The organism is Oleidesulfovibrio alaskensis DSM 16109, from assembly GCF_000482745.1.
Lineage (GTDB): Bacteria > Desulfobacterota > Desulfovibrionia > Desulfovibrionales > Desulfovibrionaceae > Oleidesulfovibrio > Oleidesulfovibrio alaskensis.
Genome location: NZ_AXWQ01000004.1, coordinates 189934 through 205457 on the forward strand (window position 1 = coordinate 189934; position 15524 = coordinate 205457).

A 15524-nucleotide genomic window follows, 5' to 3' on the forward strand; every position below is an offset into this window, starting at 1 on the left:
CGAGCAGTTTCAAGAGGATAGGAAAGACTATGTTATCACGGCACGCTTTGCAAGCGATCGCGTTCGATTTTGACGGAACGCTTGCAGACTCAAGAATAGACTTCACCGAGATGAGGGCCGCACTGCACGCAACGGTCAGCCGCTTCATACAGCCGCCTTCTGACAGCGGTATGTATATACTGGAATGGCTGGAAACTGCAGAAAACGAACTGGCAGAAATATCAGCACCACAGGCGGCCCTGCTCAAGCAGGCCACGCTGAAAACCATAGAAGAAATAGAAGTGGCTGCCGCACGCAGAGGGCAGATGTTTTCCGGAGCTGTGCATATGCTGCAACAGCTGAAATCCGCAGGCATTTCCACATATATCGTCACCCGAAACTGCCGCGCCGGAGTGCTGGCCATGCTGCCGGAAGCATACTCGCTGTGCACGGGTGTTTTCACCCGTGACGACGTGACCGCAGTCAAACCGGACCCCCGCCATCTGACGCAGGCTCTTGCGGTCTGCGGCTGTCCGGCGCACAATGCTCTTATGGTGGGTGATCACCCCATGGATATTCTGATGGGAAAACAGGCCGGAGCCGTCACAGCCGGAGTGACCACCGGCGAAGGAAATCATGAAACCCTGCAGCAGGCCGGTGCGGACTACATAGCGGACAGTCTGCAAGAACTTATGCAAAGCATCGGGCCTGCCCTTGCCGCGGCAAAACAGCAGCCCCGGAAAGACCGCCCCTGAGTGCTACGCGGAATATACCGTCACCGCCGCACCGCCGTAAAAAAGGCGATGGCGTTCCAGCTCCCTCAGGCCCTGCCGGTGGGCCAGCCCCTGCATGCCTCCGGCCTGCATGAAGCTGCGGAAGAAACGGTAATGCATGCGCCCTGCCATACGTTCCGGCAAATGCATAAGCAGCGCACCGGGAACTTCCAGCACACGCTCCGGCATAGTATATTCGGCAACAATCAGCTGCCGCGCAACCCGCACACTTTCGGCCAGCACCGCCGCAGCCTCTGCCGGCGGCTTTTCGTGCAGGGCAAAGGCAATGACTGCTGCGTCAAACGTATTGTCAGCAAACGGCTGAAGGATACCGTCGGCCCGCAGCAGCGTTACCGCGGCTCCGCGGTCTTCACCTTTGCCCGCAGCTCCGCGGCAGGGGCCGTTCCTGATACCGGCTTTGCATAACGCCCTCATGCCCTGTTCCAGCATGGCACCGGAAATATCAACACCGGTGTAGTCATGCACACCATGCGGCAGAAAAACAGCCTGCCGCGCCGTGCCGCAGCACACATCCAGCACACGGCGGCATGACAGCCGCTCCAGCACACAGGCTATCCGGCGGCGCACCGGATCAAGCACAGGGTTCAGCACCCTGTCATAATGCCGCGCCATACGGGCATAAGGATCGTCTGCGCCGCCCATAGCCGTCAGCACGCGCAGCCGGTTCTGCTGCGTACAAACTGCTCCAGCCGGTTCATGGCCTCATGAATCTTTTCCAGAGAGCTGGCATAGGAAAAACGCAGGTACCCCTCGGCCCCTTCGCCGAAGTCAATGCCCGGCGTCACACCCACGTGTGCCTGCTCCAGTATTTCAAATGCCAGAGCATAGGAATCCGCTGAAAGAAAACGGGCATTGGCAAGCACATAGAATGCTCCTGTGGGCTCCACGGTGATGCCGAACCCCATCTCGCGCAGACGGCGGATCATAAATTTGCGGCGCTCGTCGTAAATAATGCGCATACGGGCCACATCGGCATCACATTGTGTCAAAGCCGCAATACCCGCATGCTGCGAGACGGAGTTGGGAGAGATGAAAAAATTCTGGCACAGCTTGCGCAGCACCGGAACCCATGCATCCGGAGCAATAACATACCCCAGACGGAGTCCGGTCATGGCATACAGCTTTGAAAAACCGTTGAACACGAAAGCGTTATCTGTGAATTCAAGAATCGTGTGCTCTTTTTCACCATATTCCAGCCCGTGATAAATCTCATCGCTGATGACGGGAATTCCCAGAGAGGCAATGCGGCGCATCCTGTCTGCCGGCAACTGGTTACCTGTCGGATTGGAAGGGGAATTGATGAAAATGGCTCTGGTACGCCCGGTCAGTTTGGCCTTGATGGCATCCACACGGTACTGAAAGCCGTCTTCCTCATAAACGCGGACTTTTACCGGTACCCCGCCTGCAAAACTGATAAAGCTGGGGTAGCAGGCGTAATGAGGGTCGGAAATGATGACCTCGTCGCCCTGCTGCAATAAGGCACCGAACAGCATAAACATGGCAGGAGATGTGCCGCTGGTCACGGCAATGCGTTCTGGAGAAACATCAACACCATACCGGCGGCGATAGTCCTTTGCGATGGCCTGTCGCAACTCAAGCATGCCCATGCTGCCCGTGTAGTGGGTGTGTCCGCTCTCCACAGCCTGCACCAGCGCCTGCCTGACCGGTTCCGGCACATCAAAATCCGGCTCGCCCAGAGCAAGGTGGATAACATCGGCGCCCTGCCTTTCCAGCTCCTGAGCCCGCTCAAGCACATCCATTGCATAAAAAGGCTTTATACCCGCCGTTCTGCCGGTTTCCTTCATGCACTTTCTCCGTTCTGCGTCATGGCGGACATTCCGCACATGTGCTTCGTTTTTCCATTATACGGCAACAGCCGCAAGCACTCCGGCCCTGATGTCGTCAAGCACCCCCGTCCCGTCTTCCGGCAGCTGGCGGACCAGAGCAGCCATCACTCCCTGCTCTTTCACCAGACGCAGCGCAGCCCTGTTGCGAAAACCGTAAACCCAGCTGCACAGCAGCAGAATGAAGTCGTTCAGGTAGCACATATCTTCATAGCCCACCTGTTCTCCGGCCTGCACGGCAGCGGCCACAGACCGGCTCCAGCAGGCCGGACAATCCTGCAGGTCAAGGGTGACCACGTCATTACGCGGCCCGTCCGGACGAAGATAACAGGCGATCACACCCATGATATCTATTTTGTCGGCATCTCTGACCACATCTGTCACACTGCGCAGTTCCTCAGGTATGCCCCGGGGCAGAGATCTTCTGTTGTGCAGAACCACGGCTCCCAGCGCCAGCCGCCGTACACCAGTCTTTTCCGCCCCCAGAACGCCGAGAGAACGCAAGGTACGGCACCCCAGCAGGCCGTGGTTTGCCGAAGTTCTGTCATTGAACGTTCCCCAGCGCATATACTGCGGAAACCTTCCGGTATCGTGGTACAAAGCCGCCAGAAGAGCAGCGCGCTGCAGCTCTTCCCGCCGGTAAAAAGGACTGTCTTTTTCAGCTGCCGCGACGCGTACCATGGCTGCTGCATTTTCCAGCACCCGCCATGTATGACCTGTTTTCAGGCGCAAAGGCTCGTCGTCACCGCTGCAGGCCTGAAGATGCCAGTCGGCATATTGTGCAAACCAGCGGCGGTGCGCGTCGATGTCGTTTCCGGCAGCGGCCTGCACGGCACCCGCATGTGCAAAGACAGGACACCCGGCCATGTTCAGTCCCTTCCGCGATAAAAAAGGCCGTCCGGGCGTCTGCGTGTACCGGAACCGTCTTTCTGTGCTTTTTCCCGTTCTTTACGGGCCTGCTCGTTCCACTCGTCCCACTTTTTTTCCCGCAGGATTCCGCCGGGACCAAACAGAAAACGCAGGTAGCCGATGATCAGCAGAAAAAAGACCGCGATCATGGCATATTGTCCCCATTTGGTATTCAAAAAAACAGCCAGCTGCATCTTCCAGCCGTCCGGTGCCTGCTGCGCCGCCTCCTGCGCGGCAAAACTGCCGGCCGCAGAAAGACATACAGCAGCCAGAGAAACCGGTAAAACCTGCATCAGCCGCATAATGTTATTCATACTGCACCCCTTGCGCCATAGTGTTGCAGCCGCTTACGGCCGGTTGCGCGGTAGGCGTTCCGCCTTGGGCATGGATGTATGACGCCGCGCCGCCCGATGCAACCCGCCCACAAAGGGCCGCCGCGCCGCCAGAACGGCTTTGGCGGGCCACAATTGCGACAACCCTCTGTTTCCATTTACATTTTAGGCAATTGAGTGCAAGTTTTTTTTCTGTTATCTTCATTGTTTAATCATCCGAAACACCCAACCCATCAGCAGCATGCCACAATTTGTCCATCTTCATTGTCATACGGAATACAGCCTGCTCGACGGCGCCATCCGCCTGAAAGATCTTTGCGAAAAAGCCAAAGAATTCGACATGCCTGCCGTGGCCATTACCGACCACGGCAACATGTACGGAGCCGTATATTTTTATCAGATGGCCCAGAAAATGGGCCTGAAGCCCATCATTGGCTGCGAGGTATATGTCGCCCACGGCGACCATACCGACAAAACAGGCGATATGGCCAAAAAACGCTACCACCTTGTCCTTCTGGCACAGAACAGAACAGGGTATCATAATCTGGCAAAACTGGTCACGCGCGGCTTTACAGAAGGCTTTCACTACAAGCCCCGTGTCAGCAAAGACCTGCTGAGGCAGTACAGTGAAGGCATCATAGCTCTTTCCGCCTGCCTTGCAGGCGAAATTCCGCGGGCGCTGCTGAACGAAGGCATGGACCGCGCCATTGAACTGGCCCGCGAATATGCCGAAATATACCCCGACAGGTTTTATCTGGAGGTTCAGTCAAACGGCCTGAAGGAACAGGACGAGCTGAATGACAAGCTGATAGAGCTTGCCGGTATAACCGGTCTGCCGCTGGTGGCAACCAACGACTGCCATTATCTGGAAAAAACCGACGTTGAAGCGCACGATACCCTGCTGTGCATCCAGACCGGCGCCAAAGTCACCGACGAGCGCCGCATGCGCTTTGAGACTACGGAACTGTATTACAAGTCGCCGGACGAAATGGCAGCCGCCTTTGCCCATGTTCCGGAAGCCATAGAAAACACCGTCAAAATTGCCGGACAGATTGATGTCACGCTGGACCTCGGGAACTATTATTTCCCCAACTACGAACTGCCGGAAGGCATGACGCTTGAAGACGAATTCCGCAAGCTTTCGCACGAGGGGCTGCAGAAACGTCTGGAGATTCTGCCCTACCGCGACCAGATAGACGAACCCGCCTACTGGCAACGTCTGGAAAAAGAGCTTGAAGTCATTTGCAGCATGGGTTTTCCCGGTTATTTCCTCATCGTGCAGGACTTCATCAACTGGGCAAAAGACAACAAAATCCCTGTGGGTCCGGGCCGTGGCTCCGCTGCCGGATCCATCGTGGCATGGGCGCTCAAGATAACAAACCTTGACCCCATTCCCTACAACCTGCTGTTTGAACGCTTTCTGAACAACGAGCGTGTGTCCATGCCTGATATCGACGTGGACTTCTGCGAACGCAGGCGCGGCGAGGTCATACAGTATGTAGGCAGAAAGTACGGCGAAGATTCAGTTGCCCAGATAACCACCTTTGGAAAAATGAAGGCAAAGGCGGTAGTGCGCGACGTTGCGCGGGCACTGGGGCTGTCTTTTCAGGACGGGGACAGAATAGCCAAGCTGATTCCCGAAGACCTGAAAATGACGATTAAAAAAGCTCTGGACATGGAGCCGGACCTTAAAACGCTTTACACCAACGACCCGCAGATACGCAAACTGCTCGATATTTCCATGCGGCTTGAAGGACTTTCGCGTCATGCGTCCACCCATGCCGCCGGCGTGGTCATTTCAGACAAGCCCATGTTCGAGTATCTGCCGCTGTATCGAGATAAAAAAGGCGGTATTGTCACCCAGTTCGATATGAAAATTGTCGAAAAAGTCGGTCTGGTCAAATTCGACTTTCTGGGTCTGCGCACCATGACGCTGGTACAGGATGCGCTGGACCTCATTGCCATGCAGGGCCTTACTCCGCCCGACCTCGACACCATGTCTCTGGAAGACAAGGAAACATACGAACTTTACTCCCGCGGTGAAACCGACGGCGTCTTTCAGGTGGAAAGTTCCGGCATGCGCCAGTACCTGCGCATGCTGCGCCCCTCCTGCTTTGACGACGTCATCGCCATGCTGGCCCTGTACCGTCCCGGTCCGCTGGGGTCCGGCATGGTGGATGAATTCATCAAGCGTAAACACGGAGAAGTGGCGGTCACCTATCCGCTGGAAAGCCTGAAAGACTGCCTGCGCGACACATACGGTGTCATTGTCTATCAGGAACAGGTCATGCAGATTGCCCAGATTGTGGCAAACTACACGCTGGGCGGCGCTGACCTGCTGCGCCGCGCCATGGGCAAAAAGAATGCCGAGGCCATGGCCGAAGAGCGCATCAAGTTTACGAAAGGCGCTAAAGAAAACAACGTTCCCGAGGCAAAAGCGACCGAGATATTTGACTTGATGGAAAAGTTTGCGGAGTACGGCTTCAACAAGTCGCACTCCGCGGCATATGCGCTCATATCCTATTACACCGCCTATCTGAAGGTGCACTACCCTGTGGAATTCATGGCCGCGCTGATGACGTCGGAAATGAACAATCAGGAAAAGGTGCTCAAATATGTGGCCTGCTGCAAGGATATGGGGGTTGAGGTTCTGGCTCCTAACGTGCAGATTTCGCGCCGCGAATTCAGCGTGCTGGACGGCAAGGTGACATACGGACTGGGCGGCATCAAAAACGTGGGAGACGAAGCTATCCGCGAGATAGTGAAAGCCCGCGAAGAAGACGGTCCTTTTCAGTCCATGCTGGACCTGTGCATGCGTGTGAATCTGCGCAAAGTCACCAAACGGGTGCTTGAAAACCTGATTAAAAGCGGTGCCTGCGACTGCCTGGGGTGCACCCGTCAGGGCATGGTGGCCGGACTTGATACCGTGGTGGCCCGCGCACAGAAAAAAGCCAAAGAAAAAGCCTCCAACCAGATTTCCATGTTTTCTGTCATGGAGCAGGAACCGCAGACCTGCCCCGGACTGGGTTTTGACTGCCCGGAACAAAGCATGGAGGAATGGGACGACGAAGAAAAACTGCGGAAGGAAAAGGAAGCTCTGGGCTTTTATCTCAGCAGCCACCCCTTACAGCCCTACCGGAAAGAAATTTTCCGGCTCAGGCTTACCCCGCTTGAAGACTGCCGCGAGATGGGACCTGAACAGAGTTTCAAATCAGCGGTGCTGGTCACTTCCATCAAGGAAATTCTGACCAAGAAAGGTCACCGGATGGCTTTTTGTCAGGTGGAAGACCTTACCGCCTCCGGTGAATGCATCTTTTTTCCCGAAGCTTATGCAGAATGCCGTGAGATGCTCCAATCTGACCAGCCGCTGCTGCTTGAAGCGAAAATCAGTGATAAAAAAGATGACGAGCAGCCCGCAAAACAAGATGATGAAGAAGAAATTCTTAAAGAGATAAAAGTGATAGGCGAAGCGGTCATTCCGCTGGCAAAAGCCTGCCACGAAAGTGAAGAGCCTGTGACCATAGAGCTGGGGCTTCATCAGCTGCACTCGTCTGATCTGGACAGCCTGAAAGCACTGCTGCGCAAAAACAAAGGGACCATTCCCGTCAACGTGCAGCTGGTCATAGAAGACAGCTGGTGCCTGCTGCAGCTGGGGCCGGAATACTCCATCCAGCCCGGCCCCGTGTTTGATAACGACTTCAATCAGTGGAAAATGAAAGGAAAAACTACTCATGCCTAAGGGAATATGGCGCCTTACCGTGCGTTCCGACTTTGCGGCGGCCCATTCGCTGCGCAACTATTGCGGCAAGTGCGAAGCACTGCACGGCCATAACTTCGGCGTTGAAGCCACAGTGGAAGGGGGAATCCTCACGCCTGACACAGAGCTGCTGGTGGATTTTAAAGTACTGAAAAACGCACTGAAACAGGTACTTGACGGTCTTGACCACTGCGTGCTTAACGAAACACCCCCCTTTGACACCTGCAATCCTTCGTCGGAAAATCTGGCAAGGCACATTTACCGGCATATGGCCCCCCTCGTACAACCGCACGGGGTACGCATGCACAGTGTGACCGTGTCGGAAAAGCAGGCGCAATCGGCTACCTATATGGAAGTGGACGAATAATGGCAGACCTGTCTTTCCGCAGTGTTTTCGAGATAGCCCTGCCGCTGTTTCTGATTATGGACCCGCTGGGCAACGCCGCAGTGTGCATCGGCATGCTGAAAGGTACAACACCCCGCGCCATGCGGGCTATCCTGCTGCGCGAGCTGTGCATCGCTCTCGGAATCATTTTCCTGTTCTATTACGTGGGCGACGCCATGCTCGCCATGCTGGATATCCATCCGTCCACCCTGCGGCTGGCGGGCGGCATCATCCTCTTCATGATATCCATCAAGATGATTTTTCCGCGGGATGAAGGGTATACCGAAAAAACGCAGGATCCCTTCATCGTTCCCATTGCGGTACCGCTTATTGCCGGACCATCGCTGCTGGCGGCTGTCATGCTGTATGCTCACCGTGCCGAAGCGCCGTTTCCCGGTTCTCCGGCAGTGCTGCTGGGCATTCTCAGCGCATGGCTGGGTACCGCGGTTATCATGCTGTTCACCCCCGAAATGACCCGCGTGCTGGGAAAGCGCGGCATGCGCGCAGCCGAGCGGCTTATGGGGCTTATACTGGTGCTTCTGGCGGTGCAGATGCTGGAAAACGGCCTGATGCTCTTTGTCCAGAGCCTGCAGAGTGCGCTCTGACATCAGTCCTGCAGCCCCGCTCCGGCGGGGCTTTTTTTTGCACAGTACCGGAGCAGACATCTTCCGCTGCGGCCCATGTGTCCCCCCCTGTAACGCAAGTGTCTGCCCCCCTGCAATCCGGTACTCTCCGGAACCGGAGGATCAGCCCGCAGGATACGCGGAGCACCCGTGACCATTCCGCGACCGGCGGCAATGCATTCTGTTTTTACAGATATGCCTTTACAAGACGCGACCTGTGGCTAGAGTAACAGTCTGGCCCAACAGCAAGCAGATACGGAGAACGCCATGAATGAGACAGTCCTTACCCCTTTCCTGTTCCGGCATGCCAGCAAGGATTTCGATCCCGACAGAAAAATTCCCGAAGACCAGTTTCTGACCATTCTGGAAGCAGGCAGACTCGCGCCCAGTTCCTTCGGCTTTGAACCGTGGAAGTTTCTGATAGTGCAGAACCCCGCCCTGCGCGCCGAGCTGCACCGGCACACATGGGGCGGCAAAAAGCAGATTCCCAACTGCAGCCATCTGGTTGTCTATCTGGCCCACAAACGCCCGAGTCTGCTGCCGGAAAGCGATTATATACAGTCTTCCATGCGTGAGGTGCTGCAACTGCCCGACGACATCATAGCCCTGAAAACGGACTATTACGGCAACTTCCTGCGCAGCGATTTCGGCATGATAGATAACGAGATGCGGCTTTTTGAATGGTCGTGCAGGCAGGCGTACATAGCGCTGGCCAACATGATGACAGCGGCAGCCATGATGGAAATCGACAGCTGCGCACTGGAAGGCTTTGTTGAAGCGGACCTGAACGCCGCCGTGAAGCAGCACCTTCAGGTGGATACGGATCAGTTCGGTGTTGCCTGCATGTGTGCCTTTGGCTACAGAGTGCGCCCCCCGCGGCCCAAAGCCCGCCACAGCATGGAAAACGTGGTACGCTGGTACGATTAATCTGCCGCAAAGACAGCGGACAATGACGGGGCAGGGAACCTCTGCCGCTCCGGTACCGCATGCGGCTGTCCTGCACCGTAATCCGCATGCCCGCAAAGACGCACACCATATAACGCAAAAGTCCCGCCGTCATCCGGCGGGACTTTTTTACGTAGCTGGCAAACAGCTCACTCCTGAAGCCCGAGCATTTCCAGCAGGGTCCGGCGGATGGCCGCGCGGTCTATGCCGGTGAGCTTACGAAGCTGTTTCTGAGTACCGTGCGTCACAAAATCATCCGGCAACCCCAACCGGCGCACGTGCACGCCGGCAAGACAGTCGTGATCGGCCAGCAGCTCCAGCACACCGGAGGAAAAACCGCCGGTTGTTGTATTCTCTTCAAGCAGCAGCAGGCTGTCATGGCTGCGGGCCAGTGCCACAAGCTGCTCCGCGTCAAGAGGCTTCACAAAACGCGCGTTGAAAACAGAAACAGCCTTGCCGGTGGAGCGCTCTATTTCTTCGGCCACCGCCAGCGCGGGATGCACCCTGCTGCCCACTGCGATGACAGCAACATCCGCTCCCTTTTTGAGCAGCTCTCCCCTGCCGTGTTCCAGCACTCCGGGGTCGGCGGAAAGACAGGCTCCCACACCGATGCCGCGGGGATAGCGTATGGCCACAGGTCCTTCACCGGCCAGAGCCGTCTTCATGGCCTGCTGCAATTCGGCCTCGTCCTTGGGGGCAATGATGGTCAGATTGGGAATATGCCGCAAATAACTCAGGTCAAAAGCACCATGGTGTGTCGGACCGTCTTCACCTACCAGCCCGCCTCTGTCCAGACAGAACGTCACAGGCAGCTTCTGCAGACACACATCATGCACAATCTGGTCATACGACCGCTGGAGAAAAGTGGAATAAATGGCCACCACGGGCCGGAATCCCTGCGCAGCAAGACCGGCTGCAAACGTGACGGCATGCTGCTCGCAGATGCCCACATCCACAAACCTGTCAGGAAAACGTCGGCTGAATTCGCCCACTCCTGTGCCTTCGGGCATGGCGGCGGTAATGGCAATCACACGCTCGTCTTTTTCCGCCAGACTGCACAATGTGCTGCCGAACACTTCGGTATACGAAGGCAGTGAATCCGAATCCACAAATTTACACGCGGCACCGGTTTCCAGTTCAAACCGGCCCACCCCGTGAAAATAGGTGGGGTTGCTTTCAGCCGGTTCATAACCTTTGCCTTTTTTGGTCAGCACATGCAGCAGCACCGGCTCATCCAGAGCCCGCGCCATCTGCATCACCTTGGCAAGATTGCGCACATCATGGCCGTCCACCGGTCCCACATAGTTGAACCGGAAGGCTTCAAACAACATACCGGGCGTAAAAAAGCTTTTCAGGCTGTGCTCGCTGCGCTTGGCATAGTTGAGCATTTCTTCACCTATACCCGGTACCGACTTAAGCCAGGTTTCCACATCGCGCTTCATGCGGCGCACCCAGCGCGAAGAAAGATTACGGCTGAGAAAAAGAGATAACGCGCCGACATTCTTTGATATGGACATTTCATTATCATTCAGGATGACCAGAAGCCGCCGCCCCTGATGCCCCGCCTGATTAAGTCCTTCAAAAGCCAGCCCCGCGGTCATGGAACCGTCACCGATGATGGCTATGACATCGTTGTCATCTCCGGCCAGATCGCGGGCCATGGCCATGCCCGCCGCAGCCGATATGGACGTGGAAGAATGCCCCACCCCGAAATGATCGTAGGGACTTTCCGCCATTTTGGGAAAACCGCTGATCCCCTGATACTGCCGCAGCGTGGAAAATTCATCGCGCCTGCCCGTCAGCAGCTTCCATGCATAGGCCTGATGCCCCACATCCCAGACAAATTTGTCCTTGTCGGGATTGAAAACCGACAGCAGCGCCAGCGTCAGCTCCACCACTCCGAGCGAAGGCGCCAGATGGCCGCCGTTCTGCGAAACCGTGCCGATGATGCGTTCGCGCAGTTCATCTGCCAGCTGCCGCAGTTGGTCGGCATCCAGTTTAGCCACATCCGTAGGGTGCTGAATCGAATCCAGCACATTATCTATTGTCATGCCTGGCTGGCTCATTCCCTTCTGTCCCGTTATCACTGCGGCAATGCCTGAAAACCGGCACACAACGTGACACGCAGTGTGCATTCATCCGTACCCCCGCAGACTCCGTACGGATAATGCGCGCCACGCATGCCGCAAAAACAGATGCCGCCGTACGCATTCAGCTACGACAGGGCACCGCTGTTAAAAAAATCACATGGCCCGATCGGCAATGTACTGTGCAAGTGCCTTGAGGAAAAGCGCATTTTCACCTTCATACCCCGACAGGCAGGCCACGGCGGCATCCACCTGCTGCTGCGCCAGCTCTCTGCTGCGCTCAAGCCCCAGCAGGCTCGGGTATGTGTTCTTGCCCTGCCCGCTGTCACTGCCCACCGGCTTGCCCAGTGTCGCCTCGTCGCCGGTTTCATCAAGAATGTCATCAACAATCTGAAAAGCGGCTCCGATGGCTTCTCCATAGCGAGATATCCGTTCGGCATCTTCCTGCGGTGCGCCTGCAAGCAGGGCTCCGGCAAGACACGAACAGCGGATGAGCGCACCTGTTTTCATGGCGTGCATACCGCGAAGCATGTCCAAAGACACATCAGCGCGGCCGGTGTACTCCATATCCAGCATCTGACCTCCCACCATGCCTCCGGCGCCTGCCGCAGCAGCCACCACAGACAGGGCGGAAAGCACTCTGGAGGCTTCCACAGCAGCTCCCGCCGATGCCATCAGGCAAAACGCTTCGGTAAGCAGGCCGTCACCGGCCAGTATGGCTGTGGCCTCGCCGAATTTTTTATGATTCGATGGCATGCCGCGCCGCAGGTCGTCATCATCCATGGCGGGCAGGTCGTCGTGCACCAGAGAATATGTATGAATAAGCTCGATGGCCGCGGCAAAAGGCAGCACCGCATCGCGCGCCAGACCGAAAAGACCGGCCGTGGTAAGGCACAGCACGGGTCGCAGACGCTTACCGCCGGCAAGCAGGCTGTAATCCATGGCCTTCAGAAGATCACAGGGTATTCCCCGCCCTTTAAGGCACCCGCCAAGATACTCTTCCACTTCCAGCGCTTCCGCCGCAAGCCGCTGCTTCATGGCCTGCGGTGTCATTTCGTCCGCATGAGACATGTTCACGTCCCTGTGTAAAAGTTGCTGTCCGTCGCCTGCCGCTGCAGAACGCAAAAAACCTGCCGGCGCACACAGATTCAGTCATCCGCCGCCGGAGAATCTTCCGGCATGTCAAAGTCCTTCAATACGCCGTCGCTGAATACTTTGATATCATTGCGCGCCGTTTGCAACCGTTTGCGGCACCCCGCAGCCAGTTCCAGACCTTCCTTGTACAGCGCCACGCCCTCTTCCAGAGGCAGTTCGCCGGTCTCCAGCCTGCGGACTATCTCCTGCAGGCGCGCCAGCTGTTCTTCAAAACCCGTCGTTCCGGTTCCGGTCATTATTATTCTCCGCTGCCGTGCAGGCTCACTTACTCGAACAAAGGCATGGGGTCTACAAAAACCCCCTGCAGGCTCAGGCCGAAATGCAGATGAGGCCCGGTGACCCTTCCGGTGCTGCCTACGGCACCTATCACCTGTCCCTTTTTCACACGTTCGCCTGCGCGAACGTCCAGTCTGGACATATGAAAATACATGCTGACCACTCCTTCGCCGTGGTCAATGTACACCGAATTGCCTGCAAAAAAATGATTCTCGGCCAACACAACCACCCCTTCGGCACAAGCCTGTATGGGGCTGCCCTGTGCACCGCGCAGATCAATGCCGGAATGCGGTTTGCGCGGCTGGTCATTAAAAAAACGCCGCAGGCCGAAAACGCTGGAAACACCCCCGGGCACAGGCCGGTGCAACGGCAAATCCCAGAACCGCATACCGGTACGCAATGCAAGAGCCTGCTTTACTCTTGCCCGCTCTTTTTCATGACGATCAAGGTCTGCCTTGGCAACGTCCACATAGCGTTTTTTTACCGTCAGACGCTGCACGGGGTATTCCTTATCCCGCACTTTCAGTTCGCGGCGGCTGCTGTGCGCGGCACCGGACACCACCGCGTCCACCCTCAGGGGCACCCTGCCCGGTTTTTGCGAAAGCCCCACACCAAGAAGAGCAGCGGCATAGCGGGCTTCACCGGCTCCGGTCTGCCGCACCTCCACAGGCAGATCAATGGCCTCGCCGTTCCACTGCACAGTCACTTTTTCCACAGGTTCATCGGCTATCAGGGTGACAACAAAAGGCTGACCGGGAAATACAACTTCCGGCGCTTCCAGACGCACAGCACCGCTTGCCGTCCGGGCACCGGACAGCAGAAAAAGCGCCAGCACGGAAAGAAAGACAATCCCGCCGGAAAAGAAAAATGCCTGCGGTCTGCCCTGCCGGGCACCACCACTGCGCGAAAACAAACGGTCATGACTCATCATCGGAACGGTCTCCTTTGATTTTTTTCCCACCTGCCGGCATACCGGCGGCCTCTGCCGCAGAAACAGCGTGCACAGCCGTCACCGCCACATCAGCCGCTCCGTCACGCACCAGCACCCGCAGGTTATCCCCCGCCTCAAGCCCTGCCACACTGCGGACAAAACCGCCGTCGGGACGCTGCAAGATGCTGTACCCCCGCTCCAGAGGGAGCAGCGGGTCCGCAGCTTTCAGCCACAGCGTTTCCCGCTCCAGACGCACGGCGGCACGTTCCGCAAAAGATTCACCGGCACGCACAAGCCTTGCCGCAAGCTGACGCACGGCAAGCAGTCCGGTGTCCAGCGCCGCAGGGCCAAAGGCATGCCGCAGCGATGCAGTCTCTGCTGCCAGCCGGCGTTCCTTGCGTTCTGTCAGTGCCTGTGCGGCCGCCATCAGCCGCCGCACGGCTTCGGCAAAACGTTCATCCAGCCGTTCCAGCGACCGCTGCGGAGAAAGCCAGTGCAGCGCACGTTCGCACTCTTTCACGCTTTTCTCACGTTCCTGCATACCGAGTTCCCATGCGCGGTCAAGCAGCTGGGAAGCATCATCAAGCCGCTGTACCAGCTCCTGACGCTCCGGCCACAGCAGCTGGGCCGCATGAGACGGTGTCGCGGCCCTGACATCAGCCACCATGTCGGCTATGGCTGTGTCGACCTCATGCCCGATACCTGTCAGCACCGGTAAAGGACTTTCAAAAACAGCCTTTGCCACACGCTCGTCATTAAAAGCCCACAGGTCTTCCAGCGAACCGCCGCCGCGGATAAGCACCACAACCTGCGCCCAGTCATGCGCGGCGGCAAGCTCCAGAGCGGCGGCAATACGGGGCGGGGCATCATCCCCTTGCACCGGCACGGGGTAAATCCGTATGGAACAGCCGCTGCCCCTGTCGGCCGCAATACGCACAAAATCACGCACGGCAGCGCCTGTGGCCGCAGTAACAACAGCCACACGCAGGGGATGTCGCGGCAACGGGCGTTTGCGGGCGGCATCAAACCAGCCCATACCGGCCAGCTTTTTCTTAAGCTCTTCAAACCGCAGGTGCAGTTCGCCCAGCCCCACATCCTGCGCAAGCTCGACCACAAGCTGATATGTGCCGCGCGGCCCGTATACCGTCACACGGCCCGCGCAGAGCATCTCCTGCCCGTTGCGCATGACAGCGGCCAGCCCGGGGCGCGGCCCGTCGTCAAAAACCTCGCCGGTAAGCGGGTCAAAGGTCTCTTCACCGCGCTGCGCATGACGAAACCACACACAGGCAAGCGAGGCGTCTTCATCTTTGAGAGAAAAATACACATGACCGGATGCCGGACGCGACAGGTTGGAAACCTGCCCCCTGACCCATAGAAAAGGATACGCCGCCTCCAGCGTATTTTTTATACCGCGGGTCACTTCGCCGACCGAAAAAATCTTTGTCATACCCTAATATCCGGTCATATCTAAAAACATGCGGGGCACCGTCCGCACGCGGTCGACCCC

Annotated in this window: 14 protein-coding genes; 5 read left to right on the forward strand and 9 right to left on the reverse strand. The window is 57.2% G+C overall.

Annotated elements, in window-relative coordinates; translation table 11 throughout:
* Positions 1 to 29: 29 nt before the first annotated feature.
* Positions 30 to 734 (forward strand): HAD family hydrolase, encoded by a 705-nt coding sequence (locus tag H586_RS17735; protein ID WP_081701736.1) that lies wholly within the window; start codon positions 30 to 32, stop codon positions 732 to 734.
* Between the two features lie 3 nt (positions 735 to 737).
* Here H586_RS17735 and H586_RS0100990 read toward each other — a convergent pair whose 3' ends face one another.
* The 4 genes from H586_RS0100990 to H586_RS17745 are packed head-to-tail and all read right to left on the reverse strand — an operon-like array spanning position 738 to position 3840.
* Complete coding sequence (locus tag H586_RS0100990; protein WP_234702922.1) at positions 738 to 1427, reverse strand: class I SAM-dependent methyltransferase; 690 nt, start codon at positions 1425 to 1427, stop codon at positions 738 to 740.
* On the reverse strand, positions 1421 to 2578 hold the full coding sequence (locus H586_RS0100995; RefSeq protein WP_027181163.1) for a pyridoxal phosphate-dependent aminotransferase: 1158 nt from the start codon (positions 2576 to 2578) through the stop codon (positions 1421 to 1423). The genes H586_RS0100990 and H586_RS0100995 overlap by 7 nt, the downstream gene beginning before the upstream one ends.
* Positions 2579 to 2635: 57 nt before the next feature.
* Positions 2636 to 3484: an HD domain-containing protein gene (locus H586_RS17740; RefSeq protein ID WP_051363808.1), complete on the reverse strand. Its 849-nt coding sequence runs from the start codon at positions 3482 to 3484 to the stop codon at positions 2636 to 2638.
* A 2-nt stretch (positions 3485 to 3486) separates the two neighbouring features.
* Positions 3487 to 3840: a hypothetical protein gene (locus H586_RS17745; protein ID WP_011368087.1), complete on the reverse strand. Its 354-nt coding sequence runs from the start codon at positions 3838 to 3840 to the stop codon at positions 3487 to 3489.
* 259 nt (positions 3841 to 4099) lie between these two features.
* On the opposite strand from H586_RS17745, the gene dnaE reads away from it, so the two are divergent.
* The 4 genes from dnaE to H586_RS0101025 all read left to right on the forward strand — a co-directional run bounded on the left by dnaE (position 4100) and on the right by H586_RS0101025 (position 9550).
* Positions 4100 to 7597: a DNA polymerase III subunit alpha gene (dnaE, locus tag H586_RS0101010; protein ID WP_027181164.1), complete on the forward strand. Its 3498-nt coding sequence runs from the start codon at positions 4100 to 4102 to the stop codon at positions 7595 to 7597.
* Positions 7590 to 7982: a 6-carboxytetrahydropterin synthase QueD gene (queD, locus tag H586_RS0101015; RefSeq protein WP_011368089.1), complete on the forward strand. Its 393-nt coding sequence runs from the start codon at positions 7590 to 7592 to the stop codon at positions 7980 to 7982. Before dnaE ends, queD begins: the two co-directional genes overlap by 8 nt.
* Positions 7982 to 8605, forward strand: a complete 624-nt coding sequence (locus tag H586_RS0101020) for a MarC family protein (protein WP_011368090.1) — start codon at positions 7982 to 7984, stop codon at positions 8603 to 8605. Before queD ends, H586_RS0101020 begins: the two co-directional genes overlap by 1 nt.
* Positions 8606 to 8890: 285 nt before the next feature.
* On the forward strand, positions 8891 to 9550 hold the full coding sequence (locus H586_RS0101025) for an NAD(P)H-dependent oxidoreductase (RefSeq protein ID WP_027181165.1): 660 nt from the start codon (positions 8891 to 8893) through the stop codon (positions 9548 to 9550).
* 167 nt (positions 9551 to 9717) lie between these two features.
* On the opposite strand, the gene dxs is transcribed toward H586_RS0101025, so the two are convergent.
* The 5 genes from dxs to xseA all read right to left on the reverse strand — a co-directional run bounded on the left by dxs (position 9718) and on the right by xseA (position 15464).
* Positions 9718 to 11634 carry a 1-deoxy-D-xylulose-5-phosphate synthase gene (dxs, locus tag H586_RS0101030; protein WP_027181166.1) on the reverse strand — a complete coding sequence of 639 codons (1917 nt, stop codon included), beginning with the start codon at positions 11632 to 11634 and terminating at the stop codon, positions 9718 to 9720.
* 177 nt (positions 11635 to 11811) lie between these two features.
* Positions 11812 to 12726, reverse strand: a complete 915-nt coding sequence (locus tag H586_RS0101035) for a polyprenyl synthetase family protein (RefSeq protein WP_027181167.1) — start codon at positions 12724 to 12726, stop codon at positions 11812 to 11814.
* A gap of 77 nt (positions 12727 to 12803) precedes the next feature.
* Positions 12804 to 13046, reverse strand: coding sequence for an exodeoxyribonuclease VII small subunit (locus tag H586_RS0101040; protein ID WP_011368094.1), 243 nt, complete (start codon positions 13044 to 13046; stop codon positions 12804 to 12806).
* 29 nt (positions 13047 to 13075) lie between these two features.
* Positions 13076 to 14017: a M23 family metallopeptidase gene (locus H586_RS0101045; RefSeq protein WP_027181168.1), complete on the reverse strand. Its 942-nt coding sequence runs from the start codon at positions 14015 to 14017 to the stop codon at positions 13076 to 13078.
* Entirely contained in the window at positions 14004 to 15464 is a 1461-nt protein-coding gene (gene xseA, locus H586_RS0101050; protein ID WP_027181169.1) for an exodeoxyribonuclease VII large subunit, read from the reverse strand. The genes H586_RS0101045 and xseA overlap by 14 nt, the downstream gene beginning before the upstream one ends.
* Positions 15465 to 15524 lie beyond the last annotated feature (60 nt).